Annotated in this window: 21 protein-coding genes; 7 read left to right on the forward strand and 14 right to left on the reverse strand. The window is 39.2% G+C overall.

The genetic code is table 11. The features are described 5' to 3' along the window. Positions 1-108 precede the first annotated feature (108 nt). Positions 109-1,356: an alkaline phosphatase family protein gene (locus tag ACNEUN_RS03480; RefSeq protein WP_463630873.1), complete on the forward strand. Its 1,248-nt coding sequence runs from the start codon at positions 109-111 to the stop codon at positions 1,354-1,356. Between the two features lie 142 nt (positions 1,357-1,498). Here ACNEUN_RS03480 and sepH read toward each other — a convergent pair whose 3' ends face one another. Next, the gene (gene sepH, locus ACNEUN_RS03485) at positions 1,499-2,878 is read right to left on the reverse strand and encodes a septation protein SepH (RefSeq protein ID WP_463630875.1); all 1,380 of its coding nucleotides are present in this window, start codon (positions 2,876-2,878) and stop codon (positions 1,499-1,501) included. Between the two features lie 170 nt (positions 2,879-3,048). Between sepH and ACNEUN_RS03490 the strand changes: the two genes are divergently transcribed. From ACNEUN_RS03490 to ACNEUN_RS03500, 3 genes are all read left to right on the forward strand, one after another. After that, on the forward strand, positions 3,049-3,342 hold the full coding sequence (locus ACNEUN_RS03490) for a DUF4193 domain-containing protein (RefSeq protein ID WP_427876986.1): 294 nt from the start codon (positions 3,049-3,051) through the stop codon (positions 3,340-3,342). Beyond that, entirely contained in the window at positions 3,342-3,824 is a 483-nt protein-coding gene (dut, locus tag ACNEUN_RS03495) for a dUTP diphosphatase (protein ID WP_427876984.1), read from the forward strand. The genes ACNEUN_RS03490 and dut overlap by 1 nt, the downstream gene beginning before the upstream one ends. A 152-nt stretch (positions 3,825-3,976) precedes the next feature. Next, positions 3,977-6,322: a RelA/SpoT family protein gene (locus ACNEUN_RS03500; protein ID WP_463630878.1), complete on the forward strand. Its 2,346-nt coding sequence runs from the start codon at positions 3,977-3,979 to the stop codon at positions 6,320-6,322. Positions 6,323-6,476: 154 nt separating this feature from the next. Here ACNEUN_RS03500 and ACNEUN_RS03505 read toward each other — a convergent pair whose 3' ends face one another. From ACNEUN_RS03505 to ACNEUN_RS03560, 12 genes are all read right to left on the reverse strand, one after another. Then, the gene (locus tag ACNEUN_RS03505) at positions 6,477-6,758 is read right to left on the reverse strand and encodes an HU family DNA-binding protein (RefSeq protein ID WP_463630879.1); all 282 of its coding nucleotides are present in this window, start codon (positions 6,756-6,758) and stop codon (positions 6,477-6,479) included. A gap of 229 nt (positions 6,759-6,987) precedes the next feature. Further along, positions 6,988-9,423, reverse strand: a complete 2,436-nt coding sequence (locus tag ACNEUN_RS03510) for a lysylphosphatidylglycerol synthase transmembrane domain-containing protein (protein WP_463631086.1) — start codon at positions 9,421-9,423, stop codon at positions 6,988-6,990. 96 nt (positions 9,424-9,519) lie between these two features. Then, positions 9,520-10,962, reverse strand: a complete 1,443-nt coding sequence (gene purB, locus ACNEUN_RS03515) for an adenylosuccinate lyase (protein WP_427876979.1) — start codon at positions 10,960-10,962, stop codon at positions 9,520-9,522. A 51-nt stretch (positions 10,963-11,013) separates the two neighbouring features. Further along, positions 11,014-12,639, reverse strand: a complete 1,626-nt coding sequence (locus tag ACNEUN_RS03520; protein ID WP_463630882.1) for an esterase/lipase family protein — start codon at positions 12,637-12,639, stop codon at positions 11,014-11,016. A gap of 9 nt (positions 12,640-12,648) precedes the next feature. Next, positions 12,649-12,825: a hypothetical protein gene (locus tag ACNEUN_RS03525; RefSeq protein ID WP_463630884.1), complete on the reverse strand. Its 177-nt coding sequence runs from the start codon at positions 12,823-12,825 to the stop codon at positions 12,649-12,651. Positions 12,826-12,968: 143 nt separating this feature from the next. Beyond that, positions 12,969-13,616, reverse strand: coding sequence for a DUF6466 family protein (locus tag ACNEUN_RS03530; RefSeq protein ID WP_427876973.1), 648 nt, complete (start codon positions 13,614-13,616; stop codon positions 12,969-12,971). Continuing rightward, entirely contained in the window at positions 13,616-14,743 is a 1,128-nt protein-coding gene (locus ACNEUN_RS03535) for a vWA domain-containing protein (RefSeq protein WP_463630886.1), read from the reverse strand. Before ACNEUN_RS03535 ends, ACNEUN_RS03530 begins: the two co-directional genes overlap by 1 nt. Then, positions 14,740-15,867 (reverse strand): vWA domain-containing protein, encoded by a 1,128-nt coding sequence (locus ACNEUN_RS03540; RefSeq protein WP_463630888.1) that lies wholly within the window; start codon positions 15,865-15,867, stop codon positions 14,740-14,742. The genes ACNEUN_RS03535 and ACNEUN_RS03540 overlap by 4 nt, the downstream gene beginning before the upstream one ends. Then, the gene (locus ACNEUN_RS03545; RefSeq protein ID WP_427876967.1) at positions 15,864-16,400 is read right to left on the reverse strand and encodes a hypothetical protein; all 537 of its coding nucleotides are present in this window, start codon (positions 16,398-16,400) and stop codon (positions 15,864-15,866) included. Before ACNEUN_RS03545 ends, ACNEUN_RS03540 begins: the two co-directional genes overlap by 4 nt. Then, positions 16,397-17,425 (reverse strand): DUF58 domain-containing protein, encoded by a 1,029-nt coding sequence (locus tag ACNEUN_RS03550; protein WP_463630890.1) that lies wholly within the window; start codon positions 17,423-17,425, stop codon positions 16,397-16,399. Before ACNEUN_RS03550 ends, ACNEUN_RS03545 begins: the two co-directional genes overlap by 4 nt. A 38-nt stretch (positions 17,426-17,463) precedes the next feature. Next, entirely contained in the window at positions 17,464-18,510 is a 1,047-nt protein-coding gene (locus tag ACNEUN_RS03555) for an AAA family ATPase (protein WP_463631088.1), read from the reverse strand. Between the two features lie 222 nt (positions 18,511-18,732). Continuing rightward, a complete protein-coding gene (locus ACNEUN_RS03560) occupies positions 18,733-19,470 on the reverse strand; it encodes a uracil-DNA glycosylase (protein WP_463630892.1) in 738 nt (245 codons plus the stop codon). Positions 19,471-19,638: 168 nt separating this feature from the next. Here ACNEUN_RS03560 and ACNEUN_RS03565 point away from each other — a divergent pair, with 168 nt between their 5' ends. Then, on the forward strand, positions 19,639-20,310 hold the full coding sequence (locus ACNEUN_RS03565; protein ID WP_427876963.1) for a LytR C-terminal domain-containing protein: 672 nt from the start codon (positions 19,639-19,641) through the stop codon (positions 20,308-20,310). 284 nt (positions 20,311-20,594) lie between these two features. Further along, a complete protein-coding gene (groL, locus tag ACNEUN_RS03570) occupies positions 20,595-22,220 on the forward strand; it encodes a chaperonin GroEL (RefSeq protein WP_427876961.1) in 1,626 nt (541 codons plus the stop codon). A 108-nt stretch (positions 22,221-22,328) separates the two neighbouring features. Here the strand turns inward: groL and ACNEUN_RS03575 are convergent, their stop codons facing one another. Continuing rightward, positions 22,329-22,622, reverse strand: coding sequence for a WXG100 family type VII secretion target (locus ACNEUN_RS03575; RefSeq protein ID WP_463630894.1), 294 nt, complete (start codon positions 22,620-22,622; stop codon positions 22,329-22,331). A 374-nt stretch (positions 22,623-22,996) separates the two neighbouring features. Between ACNEUN_RS03575 and ACNEUN_RS03580 the strand changes: the two genes are divergently transcribed. Beyond that, positions 22,997-23,737: a response regulator transcription factor gene (locus ACNEUN_RS03580; RefSeq protein WP_427876957.1), complete on the forward strand. Its 741-nt coding sequence runs from the start codon at positions 22,997-22,999 to the stop codon at positions 23,735-23,737. Positions 23,738-23,967 lie beyond the last annotated feature (230 nt).

The following is a 23,967-nucleotide window of genomic DNA, read 5'->3' on the forward strand; positions in this document are numbered from 1 at the left end:
CTTGTGTTCTTTACAAAAACGCTAGTTTTTATAAAAAATACTTATGTAAAACGATTATGTTTATAAAACAATTTTGTTAATTTAGTTCTCAGTGGTTCAATAGTTAGTATGAGCGTTGAAGTACATTCACAGAAGGAACTACTGAGTTTTGTAAATTATGAAGGTTATGGAGACTGGTTTAATAAAACTAGCGAATCAAATAGTGAAGAGCATAAAATTGGTGGCGCTTTTCATTTATCTTCAATTCTTCCTGCACTAACAGACGCTATTGATTTTCCTATTGCTACAGCAGTTCACTCAAATCCAGCATTTTTACGAAATTCTCTTGGAATTCCGAAAGCTAGAGCAGCTGTAGTTGTTCTTGTTGATGGTTTAGGGTACTGGAATATTGTTATGCGTCAGGGGCATGCTCCCTACTTGCGATCACTTTTAAATAACAGTATTAACCAGCGCGCACTCGCAACCTGTATTCCAAGTACTACTGTTGCTGCAATGGCAACATTCGGTACAGGAACATGTCCTGGTTTAACTTCTATGACAGGATATACGCAGAAGAATGCACAAACTGGTGAACTTGCTCAATTAATTCAATTTAAGAATGCTCCTAATCCTACTGATTTGCAGAAGGAACCGACTATTTTTGAGTCTCTTTCTGCGAATGATATTAGAGTAGATAATGTTGGTTTGCCAAAATTTGAGAATTCTCCGCTTACAAATGCTGCTTTTCGTGGAGCTTGCTACATAACGGGAGGTACTGCTCGCGCGCGTATTATGAATGCTGCTGAGACTACTAAGACTCCTGGATTAACGTACTTGTATTTACGAGATACTGATAAGGTTGGCCACAATTATGGTTGGGATTCTGAGCAATGGGTTGCAGCATTCGAACAGGTTGATGCACAGTTGCGTTTACTGCAGAAAAATTGTGCTCCAGGTACGGTTATTGTTATTACTGCAGATCATGGCATGATTCAATCAGATCCTAATAAATGTGTTGATATCGCTAAGAACGCTGATCTAATGAAAGATGTTGCTATGGTGGGCGGTGAGCCTCGTTCTGTAATGCTTTATGCAAGTTGTGATGTAAACCCTGATGATATTGCTTATCGATGGAGAAGTATTCTTGAGGATAAGGCTTTAGTTCGAACTAAAAATCAAGTTATTGATGATGGTGTTTTTGGTGAAGTTAGTTCACAAACCAGGGAAGTATTAGGAGATGTTTTAGTACAAGCTCGCGATGAGTGGACTATTGTAGATTCTCGTACGCAAACAGAAAAAGCTATGAGCTTGCCGAGCGTACATGGTTCTATGACTCGTATGGAAGTTGATATTCCTTGCCTTATTGATTTGGTTTAGTGCTAAATCTTGCTATGCTTCGATTAACATAGCAAATAAGTAAGTGATAAGTGGATAATAGTGGCGAATAAAAAGTCCACAAAAAACTAAGAGCGCGGAATTAACTTTATTCCACGCTCTTTTTAAAATTTATCTCTAGAATTTATCCCTCGCCGAATAATATTTCATCCCAGCTTGGTACTGCAGAACGACCAGTACGCTTTTTGTGACGTTCATTTATCGTTTTATCTACAGTACTAGCTTGTACGTCAACAACTTCAGTACGATCTCGTTGAGCATGCGCATCGTCTGGAAGATTTTCTGCAGAAACGTTCGTAATGCTATTTAAATCGTTCTGGTTTTTTGCTTTATTGTTATCTATATTCTTGCTTGCAGATTTTGCAGGAGATTTTCTAGATAAAGCACTTATTCCAATAACAGTTGTTTCTTTACTATTATTCTTTTTATCTGAACTCTTATCTAATTCTTTATCTAAATTCTTATCTGAAGTTTTATCTGCTTCCGATTTAGAATTATTGACTTTGTTATTAGATGCAGCATTTTCATTATCACTTGTCACGTTTAAAGCATCTTGAGTAAAAGCATTAACATGATCAAGCTTACTGTTTTTAGTGTTTTCTTTAGATGAAACTGTGTTTAAAACAGATTTTTCTTTTGCTGCGTTGGATTTCAAATTTTGTCGGTTTGTAGAAGCCGCATTATTTGATAAAGAACCGTCAGCTGTTTTTGAAGAGGCAATTGTATCTACAGGAACCGCATTATTATCAGCATTCTTAAGTTCCCACTGTGAAACGGCTCGTTCTATGCGAGCAGAACGTATAGAATTTCCAGGAAGTTCATCGTGAGAAAATGGGAAGTCAATACTTACAGTGTCTCTGTATGCTCCGCCGAATTGAACTTGTTTTGATGAATCAGATCGCACAGACTCTTCGCCAAGAAGCAGTCTTGAAGAAGGATTGGCGCATGTAACAGTGTTATCATGCATATTCCAAGTCCACTCAGCTTTTATAGTACGAGTAGCAGTTTTGAATTCTGCACTAATTCGCCAAGGTTCTAGTCCTCTTCGAGTAGCATGCCATTTAACTGTTTCCATACCAATATGCGCTTTTGCAAGAGTACGTTCAATAAGCTCCGAAAGAGTACGCATATTACTTTGTTTAGGCGCAGGAACAAGTAGGAACTGTTCGATAGCGTACTGTTTTTCTGTTTCAACTCCAGCAGAAAATCGACGTACTTGTGCTTCACTTACGTGATATCTTTGCGCTACATGAGTCGGATCAACACCGGCACGAATCAAAGCCTGAATTTGAGAAATAGGCAATGTTGCAGTATTTGTTTGTGCAACATCATTAGCGTCTTTATCATCGCTTTGCTTACGAGTTCTACGTTGAGCTTCAGCAATGGCGCGTTCCAGCGTGTCGTCAAAATGAACTACCAGCGGCGTGTTTTCACAAATGAAAATCAAATCACCGTCAGCATTCACATGATCGAAACTCGCCTCTTTTGGCGGATTTTCAAGCATTGTGCACCACTTTCTTCGCATATAACAATACTAAATACATACTTTAGTCCATAGTCTGCATTCTGACTATTTTATATTAAATATAAGAAATTAGTTACATGAGGGGGTAGGTTACTGTATGCTATGCGCGTAAGGGTAAGTAAAGTACTCTAGGAGACGAAAGGACCATAATGGCACAGGATTATGATTCTCCTCGTAGCAAAGATGAGGACGAGGAGTCATTGGAAGCTTTGAGCAAGGGTTCACAAAACTCTGCTAGCGACATTGACGATGATGAGAATGCCATTGCTGAGGATTACGAACTTCCTGGCGCTGATTTAAGTAATGAAGATGCGTCAGTTACTGTTATCCCTATGCAGGGTGATGAATTTATATGTTCAGAATGCTTCCTTGTGAAGCATCGTAGTCAGCTTGCGGAAACCACTGCTGACGGACAACCTATTTGTAAGGAGTGCGCTGCCTGATGTCATATGACGAGACCTATACTGGCCCCGAACAGGTAGAAGTGCTTATTAAATATCTTGATAGCAATACGACTTCTCCAATGAAACCGCTTTGCTACGCACATGCTGGAGATGCAGGAGCTGATCTACGAACTACGCAAGATTTTATTTTGCGACCTTTTGAGCGTGCTCTTGTGCCTACTGGAATTTCAATTGCGCTTCCATGCGGTTACGTAGCTTTAGTGCACCCACGTTCTGGTCTTGCTGTGAAGCAGGGCGTGACAGTTCTTAATGCTCCAGGAACCGTTGACGCAGGCTACAGAGGTGAAATTAAGGTTCCTCTTATTAATTTGGATTCAGAACATTCTGTAGAATTCCATCGTGGGGATCGTATTGCTCAGCTTGTTATTCAGAGATATGTAGAAGCACAATTTATACCTGCTGAAACACTTCCAGGATCTGACAGATCAGATAAAGGATTTGGATCAACAGGAATACAATAATCTAAATCGTGTAAAATCCGACCAGTTTTTACTGAGTCGGATTTTATTGTATTTTTGTGTAAGAAAAAACTTGTGCAATTATTTTTTATTTTCGTGTACACGAAGCGTTTCTGAACGCTAGGATAGTAATAAACACGGGAGGTGCGGCTACTATGGGCGAGAAAAATGACGATATTAAAAGTGCTAATAAGCTTGGATGCGAAATTAGCAACGACCCACGCAACCCATTATGTCCAATATTGCGAATATGCCAATGGCATCATCCTCAAGCGAATATGGAAATTCTTCATCGCGCATACGATAGAGCAGTAAAACAGCATACAGGGCAAAGACGCAAATCCGGTGAACCGTATATTATCCATCCACTTGCAGTAGCGCAGATTCTCGCAGATTTGGGTATGAGCCCTATTGTTGTAGCTGCAGGACTACTCCATGACACAGTTGAAGACACTGATTATACATTAGAAGAATGTAGAGCAGAATTTGGTGACACAGTTGCAGGATTAGTTGACGGCGTTACAAAAATTTCAAAAATGGAGTATGGCGACAGTGCTCAGGCAGAAACAATTCGCAAAATGATTGTTGCAATGAGCCGTGACGTCAGAGTTCTTGTAGTAAAACTAGCAGATCGTTTACACAACGGTCGCACATGGAGATACGTAAAATCAACAAGTTCACACAAAAAAGCGAGAGAAACTCTTGATGTTTACGCTCCTCTCGCAAACCGATTAGGCATGAACGCCATTAAAACAGAACTTGAAGAGTTAAGTTTCAAAGTACTTTATCCAAAAATTTATAATGAAATAGTTGTACTTGTAGCCCGACGAGCAGGACAGAGAGAAGTATACTTACGACAAATTCTTGAAGAAATCAACTCTGATTTATCCGAACAGCATATTCAAGCTTCCGTAAAGGGACGTCCAAAAGATTACTTCTCCATCTACCAGAAGATGATTGTTCGAGGACACGATTTTGAAAATATTTACGATCTTGTAGGCGTACGAATCATAGTCGATTCCATACGCGACTGCTATGCTGCTCTTGGAGCTGTACATGCACGCTGGAGCCCTGTTCCTGGACGTTTTAAAGACTATATAGCCACTCCAAAACTAAACATGTATCAAAGTCTTCACACCACGGTTGTAGGCCCTGGAGGAAAGCCTGTAGAAATACAGATACGAACCTGGGATATGCATAGGCGAGCAGAATTTGGTATCGCAGCCCACTGGAAGTATAAAGCAAACGGACAAGCTGGAAGAGCTTTAAGCAAACCAGATAGCAACGACCGTAAACGCGAAGGTGAGCTTGAAGATAAGAAAGAATTAAGCGAAGCAGATAATCTTAAATGGATTCAGCAGCTTGCCGATTGGACCAGCGAAACACCTGATTCAGACGAATTCTTAGGATCTTTAAAACAAGATTTGGGTGCTTCTGAAGTATACGTATTTACTCCAAAAGGAAGCATAGTAGCTCTTCCTGCAGAAGCAACTCCTGTTGATTTTGCGTATTCTGTGCACACTGAAGTAGGTCACAGAATGATGGGCGCTCGCGTAAACGGTAGGCTTGTTCCTCTTGATACGAAACTTGTTAATGGCGATACTGTAGAAGTTCTTACGTCAAAATCAGATACTGCTGGCCCTTCTAGGGATTGGCTTAGCTTTGTAAAAAGCCCTAGAGCAAGAAATAAGATTCGTCAATGGTTCAGTAAGGAACGCCGTTCTGAAGCGATTGAAGAAGGAAAAGATGAGCTTACTCGCGCAATGCGAAAGCGTAATCTTCCACTTGCTACTCTTATGACACCACAGGCTCTTATTGGTGTTGCCGATGAGCTTAATATTCCAGCTAACGTAGATTCTGTATATGCTGCTATTGGCGAAGGTCAGATTTCTACTCAGAATGTTATTTCACATTTAGTGAAAGATGCTGGAGCTGATGAAGTTGCAGAAGAAGTAGAGCAGGAAGCTTTACCTCTTAAGAAGGTGGAACGAAATCGCAAGTCACACGGCGCTCTAGGGGTATCTGTACGCGGAGTAGGAGACGTATGGGTAAAACTTGCAAGATGCTGCATGCCAGTTCCTGGTGACGACATTATTGGCTTTATAACACGCAATCAGGGCGTATCTGTGCACAGAACAGATTGTCAAAATATGATTGACTTGCAAAAGTCACAGTCTGAGCGCGTAATACCTGTTCAGTGGACCAGTGATAAAGGCCTATTCCTTGTTAAAGTACAAGTTGAAGCACTTGATAGACAACATCTCCTTTCAGATGTAACTAGAGTTCTTTCAGATCATGGTGTAAACATTCTTTCTGGAACTATTGCTACTGGAGATGACAGGGTTGCTACAAGCCAATTCACTTTTGAGATGGCTGATCCTCAGCATCTAGCAACTCTTCTTGCAGCTATACGAAAGATTGAAGGCGTATTTGACGTATACCGTATTACTGGCGCAAAAGATAGTGCTGAACCTCGTTTGAGAAAAATGGAACGAGAATAATTAGTATATAAAAAAGCGCTATTCTTACATACTTAAAATCTTTAAAAGTTGTGAGAATAGCGCTAAATTTTTAAACAAAAAATTAAGGACGTTCCAACAACGGGACGTCCTTAATTGTTCTCCACACACAAATGCGTGTATCACACATTCAGCCTCAGGCGGTAACAGCCTTCTTAAGCAGGGAACCAGCAGAGATACGTACGCCATAAGAGGCAGGAATCTTGATGGTTTCACCGGTACGCGGGTTGCGGCCAGTGCGCTCAGCGCGCTTTACGCGCTCTGCAGATAACAGGCCAGTGAGCTTCAAACCTTCACCGGACTGCAAAGCCTCAACGAACACATCCTGGAATGCGTTGACGGCGGCTTCGGCCTGTGCCTTGGTCAGGTTGGACTTCTGAGCGATCTTCGAAACGAGATCAGACTTGTTGTATGCCATGCAGCATCCTTTGTGCTAGGGGCCTTCATTTCTTAAATTCGAAGACCACGTTCATACTCGATATTAGTACAATTTCCCTACAAATACCTCATTTTTAGCCGTTTTTATAAATATTTCTTATAAAAATTTATTAAAAAATAACATATTTTGTCCTACAAATAGCAAAATGGGATACTACGAGAGAAACATTTATACAATATATGCCAAAATGCAGCAAAATGAAGTTTTTTTATATCATTTCCTTGCTACTAAGCCAATGCATTGCCATAGCTCCAATAGGAATACGCAACCAATAGAACATTAGACGGTACAACAGAGTTGCAGAAAGAGCAATAGTTGGAGGAATTCCTACTGAAGTAAAGGCAAATGTCAAAGATGCCTCGACTGCACCTAAACCGCCAGGAGTTGGAACTGCAGAGCCTGCAGCATTAGCTAACAGGAACAGTAGTATAGTTTCCAAAGGATTTGCATGATATCCGAATGCTAGAAGAGCAATCCAATAACCAATACCGATAGAAGTTACAAGAATTACAGCTCCAAATAATCCAGAAAAAAGCTGATAAGGATCGCTCACAATATCTTTAATCTGCTTACCATAATCAGAAAGCAGTGGAAGATAGCGCCTTCTAATAGCATTACGAACCTTAGGCACAGCCATGCAAACGCAAATCACTAAAGTAACAATTCCAATAACAGTTACAAGCATATGTGTTGGAATCATACCGGAAAGAACATTTCTTCCAGTAAAAATACCAATAACAAGAAGGAACATTGATGTTACTAAAGCCTGAATAAGCCAAACTGCGCTAGTAACAGCTGTAGCTTGAGCATTATCGTAACCATTTTTACGCAAAAGTTGCATATTAACGAATGCAGGACCAACTCCAGCTGGCATAGAAACAGCAGTTAATCCAGACGCAGCTTGAGACATAAATAGGGTAGTAGCACCAGGCTTATCCTCATCCATAAAAGCGCCAAGAGTAATCGAAGAACCAACCCAAGCTGACATACTACACACAAAGCAAAGCAGAACCAGTACAGTATCAGCATTACGAAGAGCAATAGCAACTTCTTGAGCATGAAGTTGCGTAATCGTAACAACAACAGCAACAAGAGCTAAAACAAGGGTCACAAAGAATCTTAAATTGAAACGAGAAAGACGAACAGTATCGTAATCATCCTCGTCAGTATGCAAAGCAACTTTTGCGCTCAAACTAACGCGTAAACGTTCAAAAAGTTTCTTATTCCAAGAAGGAAGCGACCTGGTAGAAGCAGGAATAGCAGCTTTTTGCATAAACGGAAGTACAGCAGCTAACTTCTCAGCACCCCAGGCATCCATTGCGGCTTCTATAGCCTGATCAATCGTAGTACAAGCGGCAATTAACGTAAGTAATTGAACTTTATCAAGCGCAATATTAGTTGTATCGCTAGCAACATCACCATTTTGCCAACCAGCAATAACAGGAGTGTTATCTTCTAACCTTGCCAAAGTTTCAGGAGTAATACGACCATGCGTAATTCCACGAGTATTAGCAGCATCAAGGTAACGCATAAGTTTTGCAGAATCTTCAACAGTTAGCGTATTAAGATTGCAAGGCACAAGAGAGTTAGAAGCGTGAAAAACCATTATAGAAGACTTATCACTATCACTTACACCGTAAACGTTAGCCGTTGGCAAGTGCAAATTACGCAACACTAAAATCATTGATAAATGATGATGAACAGAGTGACGAGCTGAACGATCAGTGCGCATAGAAATATCAATCAAACGCGCCCACTGCCACAACTGATTTAAGTATCCTGGCAAATGTACTTGATTATCTAGTACTGAAATTACATAACGCATTCCATGAATATCAGTAGCGTCATAAAGTCTAGAATTTTCAATTAGATCATCATCTAAACTAGAACGCAAAACTCCAGTATGATCAGCCTGCTGAGTGCGTCGCGTAAGTTGCGTTAAATTATCGATACCAATATTTTGCAAAGCAAGAACAATATCGTCTCCCCAAGCTCCCTTACTTTGAGTACCTTTTGTAAAACGAATAAGTGTTCCAATTGCTCGTCCAATACAATAAGAAACAATTACTCCAGCGTACGAATGCCACGATGCAAAAAGAAAAATAGCTGTAGAAATAAACAGAGCATTCCAACCCCATTTAACATGCTTATATTCTATGTGCGGACCACTAACAGTTAAAAACGCAACTAAAACTGCATAAATATCTGGAAGAAGCTCAGTAGACGCTCCAGAAGACTGAGAGCGCATAGCATCTAAAAGTACGATATTATTCGTAGAAAATATCACATAAGAAAAAAGCCATATAGCGCCGTAGCTTATAAAAAGCGTAATAACAGATATAGCTGTATCAAGCCAACGTTTAGCATTTACCATATGAGCTATGACTTCAGCAACAACGATAAGAGTAACAGCCTGCTGTAAAAGAGAACATGGTAAACCGTTTACCATCAAACTAAGTAATTTACCAGCACTTTTAGCATCACGTTCAACGCCAGCAGTTGTTGCAGAAAGCCACAAAGTCGACATAATCATTGCAGCAGCAATAGCTATAGAAGTAATAGCATATAACAAATCAGCCCAGCTACGAACTAAGCTCGGCTGTGAGTCTTCTATAGTCAGATTTGGGTTAATTGCTGATTTCATACTCATTGTTGTTATCTAAATGTGGCCAGCAGAAGTTTACCACTGGCCACAACATTACAGAAAAACGATGTAATTTATGTAAAAGTTCTTCCGATTTTACTTTATGAAGTCTACGAGCTTTGAAGCAAGACCCGTATAAGTTCCAGGAGTTAATGCTTTTAGATGAGCAGCAGTGTTCTCGTCGAAATCATGCGAAGCAATAAAATCTTCCACATCTTTTTTAGAAATTTGGTGACCTCGCATAAGCTCTTTAACCTGCTCGTATGGTTTCTCCATGCCTTGCACTCCAGCAATTTCTTGAGCACGCATAGCAGTTTGAATAGGCTCGCCCAATACTTCCCAATTATCATCCAATTCTTGAGCCATTTTCTGCTCATTTGGATGTATAGAATTAAGTCCACCAAGCAAATTATTCAAAGCTAGTAGAGCGTAACCAAAAGCAGATCCAATGTTTCTCTGAGTTGTAGAATCCGTAAGATCCCTCTGCCAACGACTCTCTGTAAGAGTTGCAGATAACGTATCAAACATTGCACACGAAATCTCAAGATTAGCTTCAGCATTTTCGAAACGAATTGGATTTACCTTATGCGGCATTGTAGAAGATCCTGTAGCACCCTTTACAGGCACTTGTACGAAAACACCTCGAGAAATATACATCCAAACATCAACAGCAAGATTGTGAAGAATATGATTGATGTGACTTACTGTACCGTAAAGCTCAGCCTGCCAATCGTGACTTTCAATCTGAGTTGTAAGAGGATTAAAAGTAAGACCCATTCTGTTAGTAACAAACTCTTGAGCAATACCAAGCCAATCAGCTTCTGGGAAGGCAGCCAAGTGCGCTCCATAAGTTCCGGTAGCACCATTTAACTTACCTAAATACTCTTGAGCATCTAAACGCTTCTGCTGTCTAAGTAAACGGTACGCAAATACTGCAAGTTCTTTTCCTAAAGTAGTAGGGGTTGCAGGCTGACCGTGAGTTAAAGAAAGAAGTGGCATCTCACGATATTCCTGCGCTTTTTGCGTTAGGAAATCAACAATTTTATTCAAATTCGGCCTATAAACGTTTTCTACTGCATTTTTCACGCAACGAGCAATGGAAAGATTATTAATATCTTCGCTAGTGCAAGAAAAATGAACTAACGTTTTGAGATTAGATAACTGTGTTTCGTGACCTAATTTCTTTTCTGCCTCATCTAAAGCATCGTCAATGTAGTATTCAACTGCTTTAACATCATGGTGAGTAATAGCTTCATGAGCAGCATGGCGAGCAATACCATCCTTATCAAAAGTCTCAGGAATATTACGCAAATACTCACACTCTTCTTCACTAAGTGGCTTAACGCCATCAACGATAGGAGAGTAGCCATTTGCTTCGTAACCATTTGCAAGAAGAATCATCCATTCGACTTCTACTCGCATTCGTTCACGATTTAACGCTGGTTCACTAAGATATTCCACAAGATCAACAGTCTGATTATGGTAGCGTCCGTCAAGTGGAGTAAGAGCAATTGCAGGAGAAATATCAGTAAGCTTCATACTTGCAAGATTACAGCATCCCCGCGAATCATTGCTATTCTCAAAGTGTTGTTATTGCATAAGGCCCTGCCACAATGTAGTACTTTCCAACTCTCCGTTTATAGTATCTTTAAAATTTTTCTCTTGCGTACGTATAGCTTTAGATCCTAGCCGAGATGCATCATCATAAGCAGCCTCGTGATAATGCAAATCGTGAGTAAGAGTTTCCTCTTCCGGTACTGACTCTACTAAAGAACCGAAATTATATTTACCTTTTGGAAGTAAACTACCAGAGCAAATCACGCTACCATAATTCGGTTTTATAGAAGATTTATTGACGTAACTAGCATGACCTCTAACAGTAACCCAGTTTTTTCGTGAAGGATTTTCTTTTCCGTCAAGATTTGGTACAAGCTCATCATCCATTTCTATGCTCGTTACAGAAATATTTTTAGGAATAGGGTGATTAGCAATAGGAGAGCCTGCGGTAATAACATGCTTAATGTTGTACTGTTTAGAATAATCACTTGCAATGCTTGCGGCTACAATTCCACCTTGAGAATGTCCAATAAGAACTACTGAATCGTTACTTTTTATACCAGATTTACGCATTGCTTCTACTACCATTCTTGTACTATCTGCCTGCTTTCTGGTATCACTTCTTATACTCATAACTTCAGCATTTTGCTCCCAGCCAAACGGTGAATGTGATTTACCGTCTGTTCCAGGAATAGTAACCAACCATGATACATTACCGTCTTTTTTCCTAAAACGTTGAATAGCAATTGTTGCAGCATCAGGATTTAATTTTGGAGGTTTTACTCCAAAATTCCCACTACCAAGTTCTGTAAGATTTCTCAAAGCTTGAGATATAGTCCTACCTTCTTCCGGAAATACATTTTTAGAAGAATTTACAGATTGAGGTATTTTAGTAACTTTCAAAGTATTTCCCTGCATTTTGTTTTTGATAGGCGCACTAATTCTACTTAAAGATTCAGAAGCAGATCCAACTGAATTTTCCCAATTATTTTTAATAGCATCAGAATTTTTAACTAATTTATTAAATTGCTTACCAGTAATAACATCAAATTGCATTCCTGTTATTGCATTTAGTATAAAATTTCTGGATAAGCCTTTCATAACACCTTGCTGCAATGGTGCTGTACTACGAGACCATTTAGAAAAATTCTTAAAACCACTATTATTTATGCGATCTTTTAATATAGCAACTCCAGCTCCAGCAAAAAACGGAATAGATAATATTGGCATTACGGAAACTGTATTTGACACAATATTGTCAAATTTTTCGCGAGAATTCTTCTCAGAATCAGAATACAGGTTATTTGCTCGAATAAGAAGTGAAGCTAAAATTTCTAACCTTTTAGATATTTCATTACAACTCCTTGCTCGTGAGCTACAAATAGCCGAAGTTAGTATGCTTCCAGTCATTGGAACAACGCATTGCTCATTTCTTCTTAGCTTACTTGTAATGCTATTGTCTAAATTCTGTCCACCGTAATTTGCTTGAGTGCTTTCCTTAATTTGCAAACTCGATGCAGCATTCATCCACAAAATACTTAACGAAGAAAGTTCTGAGGCTATATTCCTCAATCTACTAGCGCAATTATTGTATGCTTTTTCATCAGCTACAGAAAGTTTTTCCCCACCTGTAACACTTGAAAATACTTTCCAAGGCATAGTTTCCCCCTAATTTTCAAACATAGCTTGCGCTTGCGAAGCAACGTTTTCTAAATCGTTGCGAAAATATTGAGAAGCAGATCCCTGCCACTCACATAATTCATTCGAGCGCAATTCAGCTATAATCTTGTACACGCATTCTTGGGTGCGTGGCACTAACCATTCCCATTCGTAAAAATTTGTCATATGAGCATTACACACAATTTTGTGCTAAATGTCATTAAAAAAATACCATTGTGGATACAGCCTATTAAAAGCGCAAAAATGGCTATACTAAGCCATTTTTAACGCTATTTTGTTTGCATTTTTTGAAAAGTTAAAAAATTTTTTTACCAAGGCTTTGTACTATTACTGCTGTCTCTTGCAGTCCCAATAGTTTTTCCTTTCTGATTATTAGAATCAGCATCATCGCTACTGTCGTCATCAGAGTGTTCGGTATGATTATTATTTTTCAGCAAATTTTCAACTTGATTTCGCTGATTTTTACTTAATTCAGGATTAGATTTCTCGCTAGCCTGCGGATGATTACTTTGAGAAGACTTGCTTTTATCGTTATTATCCTTAGTAGATTTTTCTGAAGTATCTTCGCCATTTACTATTTTTTTACTATTTGAACGTTTTTCGTCTTCTACTTTTTTCTGCAATTCTTTAGTAAACTTTTTAGAAATTTCTGCATTAAGCCTAATGCTTTCCGACAATTCTGGCAAAAGAATAGCGTAACCTTTAGAAGATGCATCATAAAATTCAGCGTCCGTCTGTTGCTGCTGAATTCTAAGCATATCTTTGTCTACATCCAACTTTTTTGAAGCTTTAATATTAGCTATAAGACTTCTTGTGGCAGCGTTATACGCATTCTGCGCGCGAAAATTTGTAATAGCAAAGTAGGAGAGTAGTATCGATAAAATTGCGCATAATACTGAAATTACGCGAATAAAATTCCTCAATGTCACTTTATGATGCTTTTCTAATTTTGCCATCACACCAACCTCCTGGATGTAATTACCCACGATGCTAGTTCACATAGCACAAGCACAGACGCAATCATCGCACAAGGCCAAACTACCGGTTCAGGGCGCAAACGAGGTTTTGCAGTCTCATTATTTCTCCACTGTTTTGAAAGAATACTTTTTGCTTCAGAACCTAGATTATGCTGATATTGCGAATAAACATAAGTTCCACTTACTTCATCAGCAATATTTTTCAAATTATTCTCATCAAGCTTAGAAATTCCAGGATTGCCTGTAGCTGGATCAATAACCCACTTCTGGCTATTGGTATTTTTGCTATTACTACCAGAACTACTACCAGAATTAATAGTTCCGTTTGCCATATCATCAACAGGCTCATCTGAAACAGGAATTTTCTCACCCTGCTTACTACCTACACCAACGATGTAAGAGTGAGTTAAATAAGCGCGAAGTGGAGAATACGAGCGACGCTTTCTACTAGTCGTCTCTTCACCATCACTTATTAAATACATTACAGTAACATCGTCTGGGTGAGCATCATGAATTGATTTAAGCACAAGTAAAGTTTTATTAAGTGGACAGTCAAGACTAGTTCCTGTAGAAATGCCAGTCGGCTCTGTTCTTAAAGCCGAAGCCCAATTATCAATAGCTTTAGTATCAGGAGTTAAAGGAACATCAACTGAAGTAGTAGATCCAAAACGTATAGCACTAAAACTTGCGTTTGCATAAGCTTTAGTTATGTCAGACACAATACTGCGCGCAGCTTCTAGACGCTGAATATTTTTATCTTTTGAGTAAGAAGCATCACGCACATTCATAGAACCAGTATTATCAATTACAATGATAACGTTTGTAGCACTTACTGCTCTTTGCCACGTAGTACGCATAATACTAGGTGTTAAAGCGCAAGTCATAAGAGTAAAGCAGATTGCTATTCGTCTTAATTTCATCCCTAAAGTTTCGTCAGAATTAGTTGAATTACTGCGTTTAAAAGAAAACAGCTCATACAAAATTCCAACAGTGAGAAGAAGAATAAGGATAATCGCAACTGGCCATCCTAAAGTTGGTGAAAACACTAATTTTCCAGCTCCAGGAATATTTCCACTATCTTTCAAGGAAATTGAAGTAAATCTCATCGCTTCATACTCCTTGCTGCAAATAGCCAAATCATAAAACTTAAAATAGTTAGAATAGTCCAAATCCCAGGATCATCACTTAAAGCAGATTGAGTGGATGTCTGATCGGATCCTGAGTGGCGTTTTTCAATTTCTTTTACTAAAGATTCTATAGAATTATCGCTTTTTAAGGTTAAGAAAGCGCCGCCATATTTTTCGATAAGACTTTTCATATTTAAACTTGCAGGATTATTTACGCTTTGTTGAGAACCTGAATATAATCCGTCTACTTTAATACGAGCAAGTTGCGTTAAAATTAGCGCTTTTTGCAAAGTGTAAGTTGGTTTTCCAGATACAACATTATCGGTCGCTAAAACTATGGAAGCAGTTCTGTTGAAACGATTCGCAGCTTTAGTTTCATTGTGAGCATTTCCGTAAATAAAACCAGGAAGCATAGCTGCGCAACTTACTAAACCGTCACCAATTAGCGATGTGGAGTTTTTTCTATTTTGTGTACCGTCTAACCAGTCTGAAATCTGCTGATACTGCTTTCTTTGCATATTATCAATACCATTTTGTGATTGCACGCCATCGAGCAAATCTGAAGCATACTTAAGCTGAGTTTTCACTAAATTATAATCATCAGTAAGAGGGAAAACTGTTCTAGAAGTAGAGTTAAAAATACTCAAACCGATACGTTCACCTTGAAAATGATCAACTAAATTCATATATGATCGCAAAACTTCACGATCGTAAGGAAGAGTAGAGCCAGAAACGTCTAAGCATAGCACAATATCTCTCGAACTTGCTTGCTCATTAGCGTTAAAAACTCTTGCAGGTCTAGCAGCTAAAGCTAGTGTAGAAAGTAAAGTCAAAGAAAGCATTATTGAAGCAAATCTTCTAAGAAGTCTCCATCTTCTCCAAGCTATACTTGCAAGAATTCCTTGAAGATTATCGTCAAGTGTAAACACATAGTTTTCTTCAGAGTGCACATGTTCTGTGAACTGTTTTGATTTTACGAGTGACTGCAACCAGCTATAAGCTAACACTAATAACACAACAATTACAGAAATAACTATGCCGACGAGCAAAACGAGAGGCCAACACCATCTCCAAGGCCATAATGATTCAAACAAATTGCTCATTTTCGTTTACCTCTCGTTTGCCATCCTTCAAGCAAAGAAAGAACCCACTCTGCTGCCTGATCAACGCTTGCATTTTTGGCTTGAGTGTTGAAATTTTTATCTGCAAATTCAGGAGGATACAATGCTGCTATAGTTTGACGTAGCTTATCAACACCATTCTTATTCGACCACTTATTTCGCAAAGAACCAATCTCTAAAAGAGTATGAGACTCAATATTTTCGCCACTCATAATAGAAATATATTCTTTAGCAACAGCAGATAATTTTGCAAACGCCTCCTCTTTAGTAATAGTTTTATTATGGTATTTAGAAACAATATTATCTATTTTTTCTCTCCAAGCTTTTCTATCGGCATTGTGAGAGTGAGCAGCTTCATCAGCTATTTTTGAAGCCAAATTTTTAGAGGGTACGTGTTTGAATGATAAGTAAATTGCTACTACAGAAATAACAAAAATCAAAATACTTACGAAAACAATGCCTAAAAGAAGGTAATCGTAATGCGCTTCGTTTTGAATATTTTGTATTTTACTCATGCGACAACTCCACTTTTACCTTCAGTATTTTGTACCTCACTATTTAAGTATGAAGTTGATTTAGTAATAAGATGTACTGTTTTTTTGAGAATCTCTTCACTTGATTCAGCGCAAATGTATGTAGCTTTAATTGAAGAAAGAAGATCTTGCATATTGTTAAATCTTATTTCGTCACTATTTTCAACCTCTTGCATAATATTCTTGTCTCGCAAAAAAGCTGGAACTTTACGCAAAGTGACTCCATCAATCAAATCTACTTGCTTTGAAGAATCGAAAGGGTTTAATGCATTAATGTTTATAACAATAAGTACATGAGTTTGCGCAATTTTTCGCAACTTATCATTATTTTTGCAAGATAAAGCGTAGTTGTCAGTAACAATAACAATAAGGTTATTATGATTTTTAATGCTTAAAGCAAACGACAGTAGATCATCAATATTTCTGCTATTATGCAAACTTCTAAGTAGAAGATTGTCTATTTCATGCTCAAAATCCGCAAGACTCTTTGAAGGTTTTAATTGATCAACTTTCTTGCCATCTACTCCTACTAAAGAAACAGCGTCATTACGTTTAATGCTCAAGCTTGCAATAAGTAACGCAGCGTTTGATGCAGCTTCATAAAGAGACTCACCAGATACGCAAGCACCCCTCATTTGTATGCTTGTATCTAAAAGTATCCACGTTTTAGACGCGCAGCTTCTTTCCCTAGAAGATACCATCGGCTGACCAGTACGAGCACTAGCAGACCAATTCATCATTCTCGCTTCATCGCCAGGCTGCCACGAATGTATATCGATAACGTCGCCTGTACCAAATCTTCTTCTGGAAGAGTGATCTCCTTCAAGCATTCCAATAGATTTTCTTGCAAGAGGCAAATCTGTACTTCTAGTAAGCAATTCAATTCTTCTGCGCACTAAACGAGCAGGCTCAGATAGTACAAGCTTTTTTGAAGAAATATTCTTTCGTAAAAAACTATTAACCGAGTTAATAGAATTAGAATAATTTCGTTCTAAATCTAAGCTCATACTATTAGCATTACTAGCGTTTTTTCGGATAGCACCGATCATGGGGTAGGAACCGTCTTTACTATTGCGTCTATAACTTGGTCACTACTCATACCATCTGCAAGAGCTTCAAATGTGAGCAGTATACGATGTCTTAAGACTTCGTGCGCGAAAAGCTTAATATCTTCTGGAATTACGTAATCTCGTCCTGAAAGCAGGGCGTGAGCTTGACCAATACGAACTAATGATATAGAAGCACGAGGGCTTGCACCTACTCTAACTAGTGAAGAAAGTGTTGGGATTGGGTGACTTCCTTCACCTCTAGATGTAGCAACAATATCAACAGCATACTTCATAATTGCTTCAGATACGTGCACTTGCTTAGTAACAGAACGCAAAAAAGTAACATCTTGCAAACTAATTTGCTGAGTTTTTAGAGTAGAAGGATCAATTACATCAGATCCGCGCTTAGTAAGAAGCTGTAACATACGAACTTCCTCATCAGCAGTAGGATAAGTTAACATAGCTTTTACCATGAAACGATCCATCTGTGCTTCTGGAAGATTAAAAGTTCCTTCTTCTTCAATAGGATTTTGAGTAGCAATAACCATAAATGGTTGAGGCAGTGCTATACGCTCACCTCCAATAGTCGTTGCACCTTCTGCCATGGCCTCTAGCATAGCTGACTGGGTTTTTGCATTAGAACGATTAATCTCATCGAGAAGAATAATATTTGCGTGAATAGGTCCAATTTGTGTTGTAAAACGCTGCGAAGCGAAATCAAACACCTGAGTACCTATCAAATCTGCTGGCATCAAATCTGGAGTGCACTGTACTCGCTTAAAACTACCTGACATCGCTGTTGCAAGAGTTTGTGCTGCAGTTGTTTTAGCTAAACCTGGGACAGATTCTATAAGAACGTGGCCACCTGCTGCAAGAGTTAAAATCAGTAATTCACGAAGTGAATCTTGACCAACTAAAGTGTACGCAAATCTTGTACGAATTACTGTAACAATTTGCTTAACTCGCATAACATCTTCGTTAGTTATACCAACTGCACTTGGCTGGCTAGCATTGCTTACTTTAGATGAAACCGAATGCGCCATAGGAAGATTTACGCGAGGTCTTGGAATTCTGGAAGATGATGCCAGAGTATTTTCAGTCGGTGCTGGTGCAGGAACCGGATTGTTTGCGCTACCAGAAGACTGTTTTTGCGGTTGAGGTGGAAATAATGCCATAGATACTATGGTAGCTGATATGTAGTACTGCTCATTTTTCGCCGTTTTGAACTGTTTTAATTACAAAATTTTACGAAAATATTCTTGCTTTCACTTGCAAATTGCATTTGTTAAATTATCGTCTGAAGGAAGTTCCCAATTAATAGCAGTTGCACCCATTTTTTTAAGAGCATCGTTCGCCCTAGAAAACGGATGAGATCCAAAAAATCCTCTAGAAGCAGAAAGCGGGCTTGGATGAGGTGATGTTATGAGTACGGCATTAGTTAAAAGCGGAGCAAGAGTTTGAGCATTACGCCCCCATAAAATAGCTACCAGTGGCAATGGTTTTCCATTCTTATCTACTCTTCTATTCAAAGCACGAATAGCCTCATCGGTAACCTGTTCCCAACCTTTTCCTTGATGACTATTGGCCATACCAGCTTCAACAGTTAGGCATCTGTTTAACAGCATTACTCCTTGCTTTGTCCATGGAGTTAAATCACCATTTGCAGGATAAGGCACGTGGACATCATTAACTAACTCTTTATAAATATTTATTAAACTTTTTGGCAATGGTTTAACATCAGGAGCCACGCAAAAGCTTAATCCAACTGGATGCCCTGGAGTGGGGTATGGGTCTTGACCAACTATAAGAACTTTAATCTCACTTATAGGCTGCGAAAACGCTCGTAAAATATTGCTACTTGCAGGAAGAATACGATGACCTTGAGCAATTCTATTGCGTAAAAATCTTCCCATGTATCGTATCTGTGGTTCCACAGTAGATAGTGCTTCAGCCCAACTTGGATCCATAAGTTCATTCATAGGTTTTATATGATCAACACTCATGCTAGTAACTGTAAAACATAGGTGAGGCAAATATTTTCTGAATATTTTATGCTGTAAATTTTTCAAAATAATTGCAAAACATTTAGTATTTTTTGACGTGTTTGTGACCGGCATTCTGTACTATAGGTTGCATATTGCTTTGTTCTATACTTTGGAGGGATTCCTATTATGGCGCGAACAACAAGAAACGTGTCTGATACACCCGATGCATTCGACAATCCACCTGAAGGTCCGATTGGAGTGCACCGCGGCAACCGCGCTTGGTATTCCGTACTTTTGCCTTACCTTGTTGTGTTAATAGTTTCTGCTTTCTTAGGCTTTTTGGCTTGGGCTGTGCTTTCTGGAGAAATACAGCATTGGCACATGCCGTGGAGCCATAAGCAAGTTACTACTACTCAGACCGTTGCTAAGAAAGAAGTGAAGTCTGAAGATAAGAAGAATCAAGAAGACGCGGAAGATGACAAAGACTCTGAAAAGTCGAATACTAAAGATAGTAAATCTTCCGATAAAGATTCTTCAAATAAAGACTCTTCAAATGAGAACACTTCTGACAACAATAACAATGCTGGCACTGCTAATAAGTCTGTTGCTGTCAAAGTTATTAATGGCACTAAGACTCAAGGGTATGCTGCTAAAAATGCTGAAAAACTCAAGTCTGCAGGATTCACAAATGTTTCTGCCGGAAACCCTTCAGGTAAGGTTCCTAGCGATTCTGTAGTTTGGTATAAAGATGAAGCAAATAAAGCTACTGCAGAGGAAGTTGCTAAGACTTTGGGTATTAGCAATGTAGAAAAGGAACCTGGTATTCTTTCCCCAATTACAGTGGTTCTATGCAAGTAAGTTTTTATAAGTAAGTCAAAACACACTACTTACTAGAACACGATTTATCAAATAATTTAATATATTTAAGAAGCTGGCATAATTTGTTTTTGTCAGCTTCTTTTTTAATTATTTTTTAATTATTACTAATTGTTTTTCTTAAAAGCTGGCACTCGAGCGCAGAGAGTGCTAATCTACCAATTAGCACTCGAAGGTTGAGAGTGATAGCTGGCAGCTGACGGCTGGCTATAACTTATTGTTACCGTTTGAGTGAAAGTTCCATAGTTACGATATGTGGAGGAAAAATGGCAAAGATTATTGCCTATGAAGAGGACGCCCGTCAGGGTATGCTCGCAGGTCTTGACAAGCTCGCTAATACTGTAAAAGTTACGCTCGGTCCTAAAGGTCGCAACGTAGTGCTTGATAAGACTTATGGCGCTCCAACCATTACCAACGATGGTGTTTCCATCGCAAAGGAAATTGATCTTGAAGATCCATATGAGCGTATTGGCGCCGAGTTGGTTAAGGAAGTTGCTAAGAAGACTGATGACGTTGCAGGCGATGGTACTACAACAGCAACAGTTCTTGCACAGTCTCTTGTACATGAAGGTTTAAAGAACGTGGTTGCAGGAAGCAATCCAATTGCTCTTCGCCGCGGTATTGAAAAAGCTTCTGAAGCGATTGTTAAGGAACTTCTCGCTTCTGCTAAGGATGTTGAAACTAAGGATCAGATTGCTGCTACTGCAACTATTTCTGCAGCAGACCCTGAAGTTGGCGAAAAAATTGCTGAAGCTTTGGACAAGGTTGGCCAGGACGGTGTTGTTACCGTTGAAGACAACAACAAGTTCGGTCTTGATTTGGACTTCACTGAAGGTATGCGTTTCGATAAGGGTTATATTTCCCCTTACTTCGTCACTAACGCAGAAGATCAGACTGCTGTTCTTGAAGACCCATACATTTTGTTAACTTCTGGCAAAGTTTCAAGCCAGCAGGATATTGTTCATATTGCTGAGCTCGTTATGAAGTCCGGCAAGCCATTGCTTATTATTGCTGAAGATGTTGATGGCGAAGCATTGCCAACACTTGTTTTGAACAAGATTCGTGGCACTTTCAATACTGTTGCTGTTAAGGCTCCAGGCTTTGGAGATCGTCGTAAAGCTATGCTTCAGGATATGGCTATTTTGACCGGTGCACAGGTTGTTTCTGACGACCTTGGCTTGAAGCTTGATTCAATCGATGCTTCTGTTTTCGGCCATGCAGCTAAGGTGATTGTTTCTAAGGATGAAACAACTATCGTTTCTGGTGCTGGCTCTAAGGAAGATGTTGACGCTCGCGTAGCTCAGATTCGCGCCGAAATTGAGAACACTGATTCTGATTACGATCGCGAAAAGCTTCAGGAGCGTCTTGCTAAGCTCGCTGGTGGCGTTGCTGTTATTAAGGTTGGCGCTGCTACTGAAGTTGAAGCTAAGGAACGCAAGCATCGCATCGAAGATGCAGTTCGTAATGCTAAGGCTGCTATCGAGGAAGGTTTGCTTCCAGGCGGTGGCGTAGCTTTGGTTCAGGCTGCTGCAAAGGTTGAGAAGTCTCAGGCAATCACTGAGCTTAAGGGCGAAGAAGCTACAGGCGCTGCAATCGTGTTCCGCGCTGTAGAAGCTCCAATCAAGCAGATTGCTCAGAACTCTGGTGTTTCTGGAGATGTTGTACTTAACAAGGTGCGCGAACTTCCAGAAGGTCAAGGCTTCAATGCTGCAACTAACACTTACGAAGATTTGATGTCTGCTGGTGTTACTGACCCAGTTAAGGTGACTCGTTCTGCTCTACAGAATGCTGCATCTATTGCAGGTTTGTTCTTGACTACTGAAGCTGTTGTTGCAAACAAGCCTGAAAAGCCAGCTGCTGCACCACAGGCCGGCGCTGACATGGGCTACTAAATAAAAAGTAGTTTAAGTCTTCATAAATAAACTGCTAATAAAATAAGTAATGGCGACACGCTCATGATGAGTATGCCGCCATTACTTTTACTTTTGTAATTAAACTAATCAGCCCATTCCAAATAGGGAAGTAGCCTGAGTTTCAGCATCAAGATATACGCCTGAAGCATGTTGCATTGCCTGCTGAATTGCCTCTAAAGACAATTCCATCTGCTGTTGTGCCGCACGCCATTGCCCAGCGGTCGACGCAAACTGCGTTGCTGCAGCACCCGTCCAAACGCTTTGTAATTGCTGTAGGTTGGCATACATCCCGTTAACTGCTTCTCTAATTGCACTAACCGAGGTACCAACTGCAGCTGCTGCCTGCTGAATTTGTTCTGAATCAACTCGAAACTGTGCCATATTTTACCCCCATATGTTTTATGCACTGTTTTAGTAATCTGCTTTAGTTTTTTTACATTCACGTACGTGAATTTTTTTAAAGCAGAGTTTTTTTATCGCGTTAATTACTGCCTAAATAAAATCAGATACTCATACAAACTAAAACTATCTGATAAAATCCAAGGCAATAAATTGCGATATTTAAGAATATAAAACAAATCTTCAGTACAGAAAAACATTTTTTGGCATTGTGGATACAGCCTTATTGGGTTGGTATTGCTGGGTTTTCTTTTAAAAAATATTTTTTTCAAAAAATTTTTTTTATTTTTTATATTAATGCACTTTCCCAGCATTTATTCAGGAAACTTTCAGCTTAATAAGTGATGCTAAACAATATGAGTAATAATCTTGAAGCATCTATTGTGGTAGTCGACGATGAACCTTCCATTCGTGAGCTTTTGGTCGCCTCATTGCATTTTGCCGGTTTTGAAGTAGAAACCGCAGCTTCCGGTTCAGAAGCAGTAGAAGTTATTGAACGCGTACGCCCAGATTTAATTGTTATGGACGTTATGCTCCCAGATATTGATGGGTTTACAGTAACGCGTCGAATTCGTCAAAACGGTATTACAGTTCCTGTTTTATTCCTAACTGCAAGAGATGATACTCAAGATAAAATTATGGGTCTTACTGTAGGCGGAGACGACTATGTAACTAAGCCTTTCAGTCTTGAAGAGGTTGTTGCTAGAATTCGCGCTATACTCAGAAGAACTCACGAACCGCTCGAAGCAACAAATATTATTAGAGTAGCTGATCTAGAGATTAATGAAGACTCTCATGATGTAACTCGTTCTGGAATACCTATCGAGTTAAGTCCTACAGAGTATAAATTACTTCAATATCTTATGGATAATGAGGGCAGAGTACTTTCTAAGAATCAAATCCTAAACCACGTATGGCAGTACGATTGGGGCGGAGACGCAGCAATCGTAGAATCATACATATCGTATCTTCGTCGCAAAGTCGATGGAATAGAAATTAAAGACGAAAATGGAGAGATTTGTAAAGTAGCACCACTAATTGAAACAAAACGTGGAATTGGCTACATGATTCGTGAACCAAAGGCAGGTCAAGCCTAATTATGCGGGGAATAACTCGTCTAATTTCTTCTATAACTTCACTATTTACTCGAAAAAATAAAAAAGAGAGTAAAAGTGAATCTGAAGAAAAGACTAACAGTAGGTTGTCTGTTTTGAAGATGAATCTATTTAATACTGTGCTTAAGTTGAAACGTAATTTTTTTAAAAAGTTACGTTTTAAAAATTTCGCACAGACTAATTCTAGTTCTAGCGGTAATTACAATAGCGAG

The organism is Gardnerella sp. C0684A1 (genome assembly GCF_055326835.1).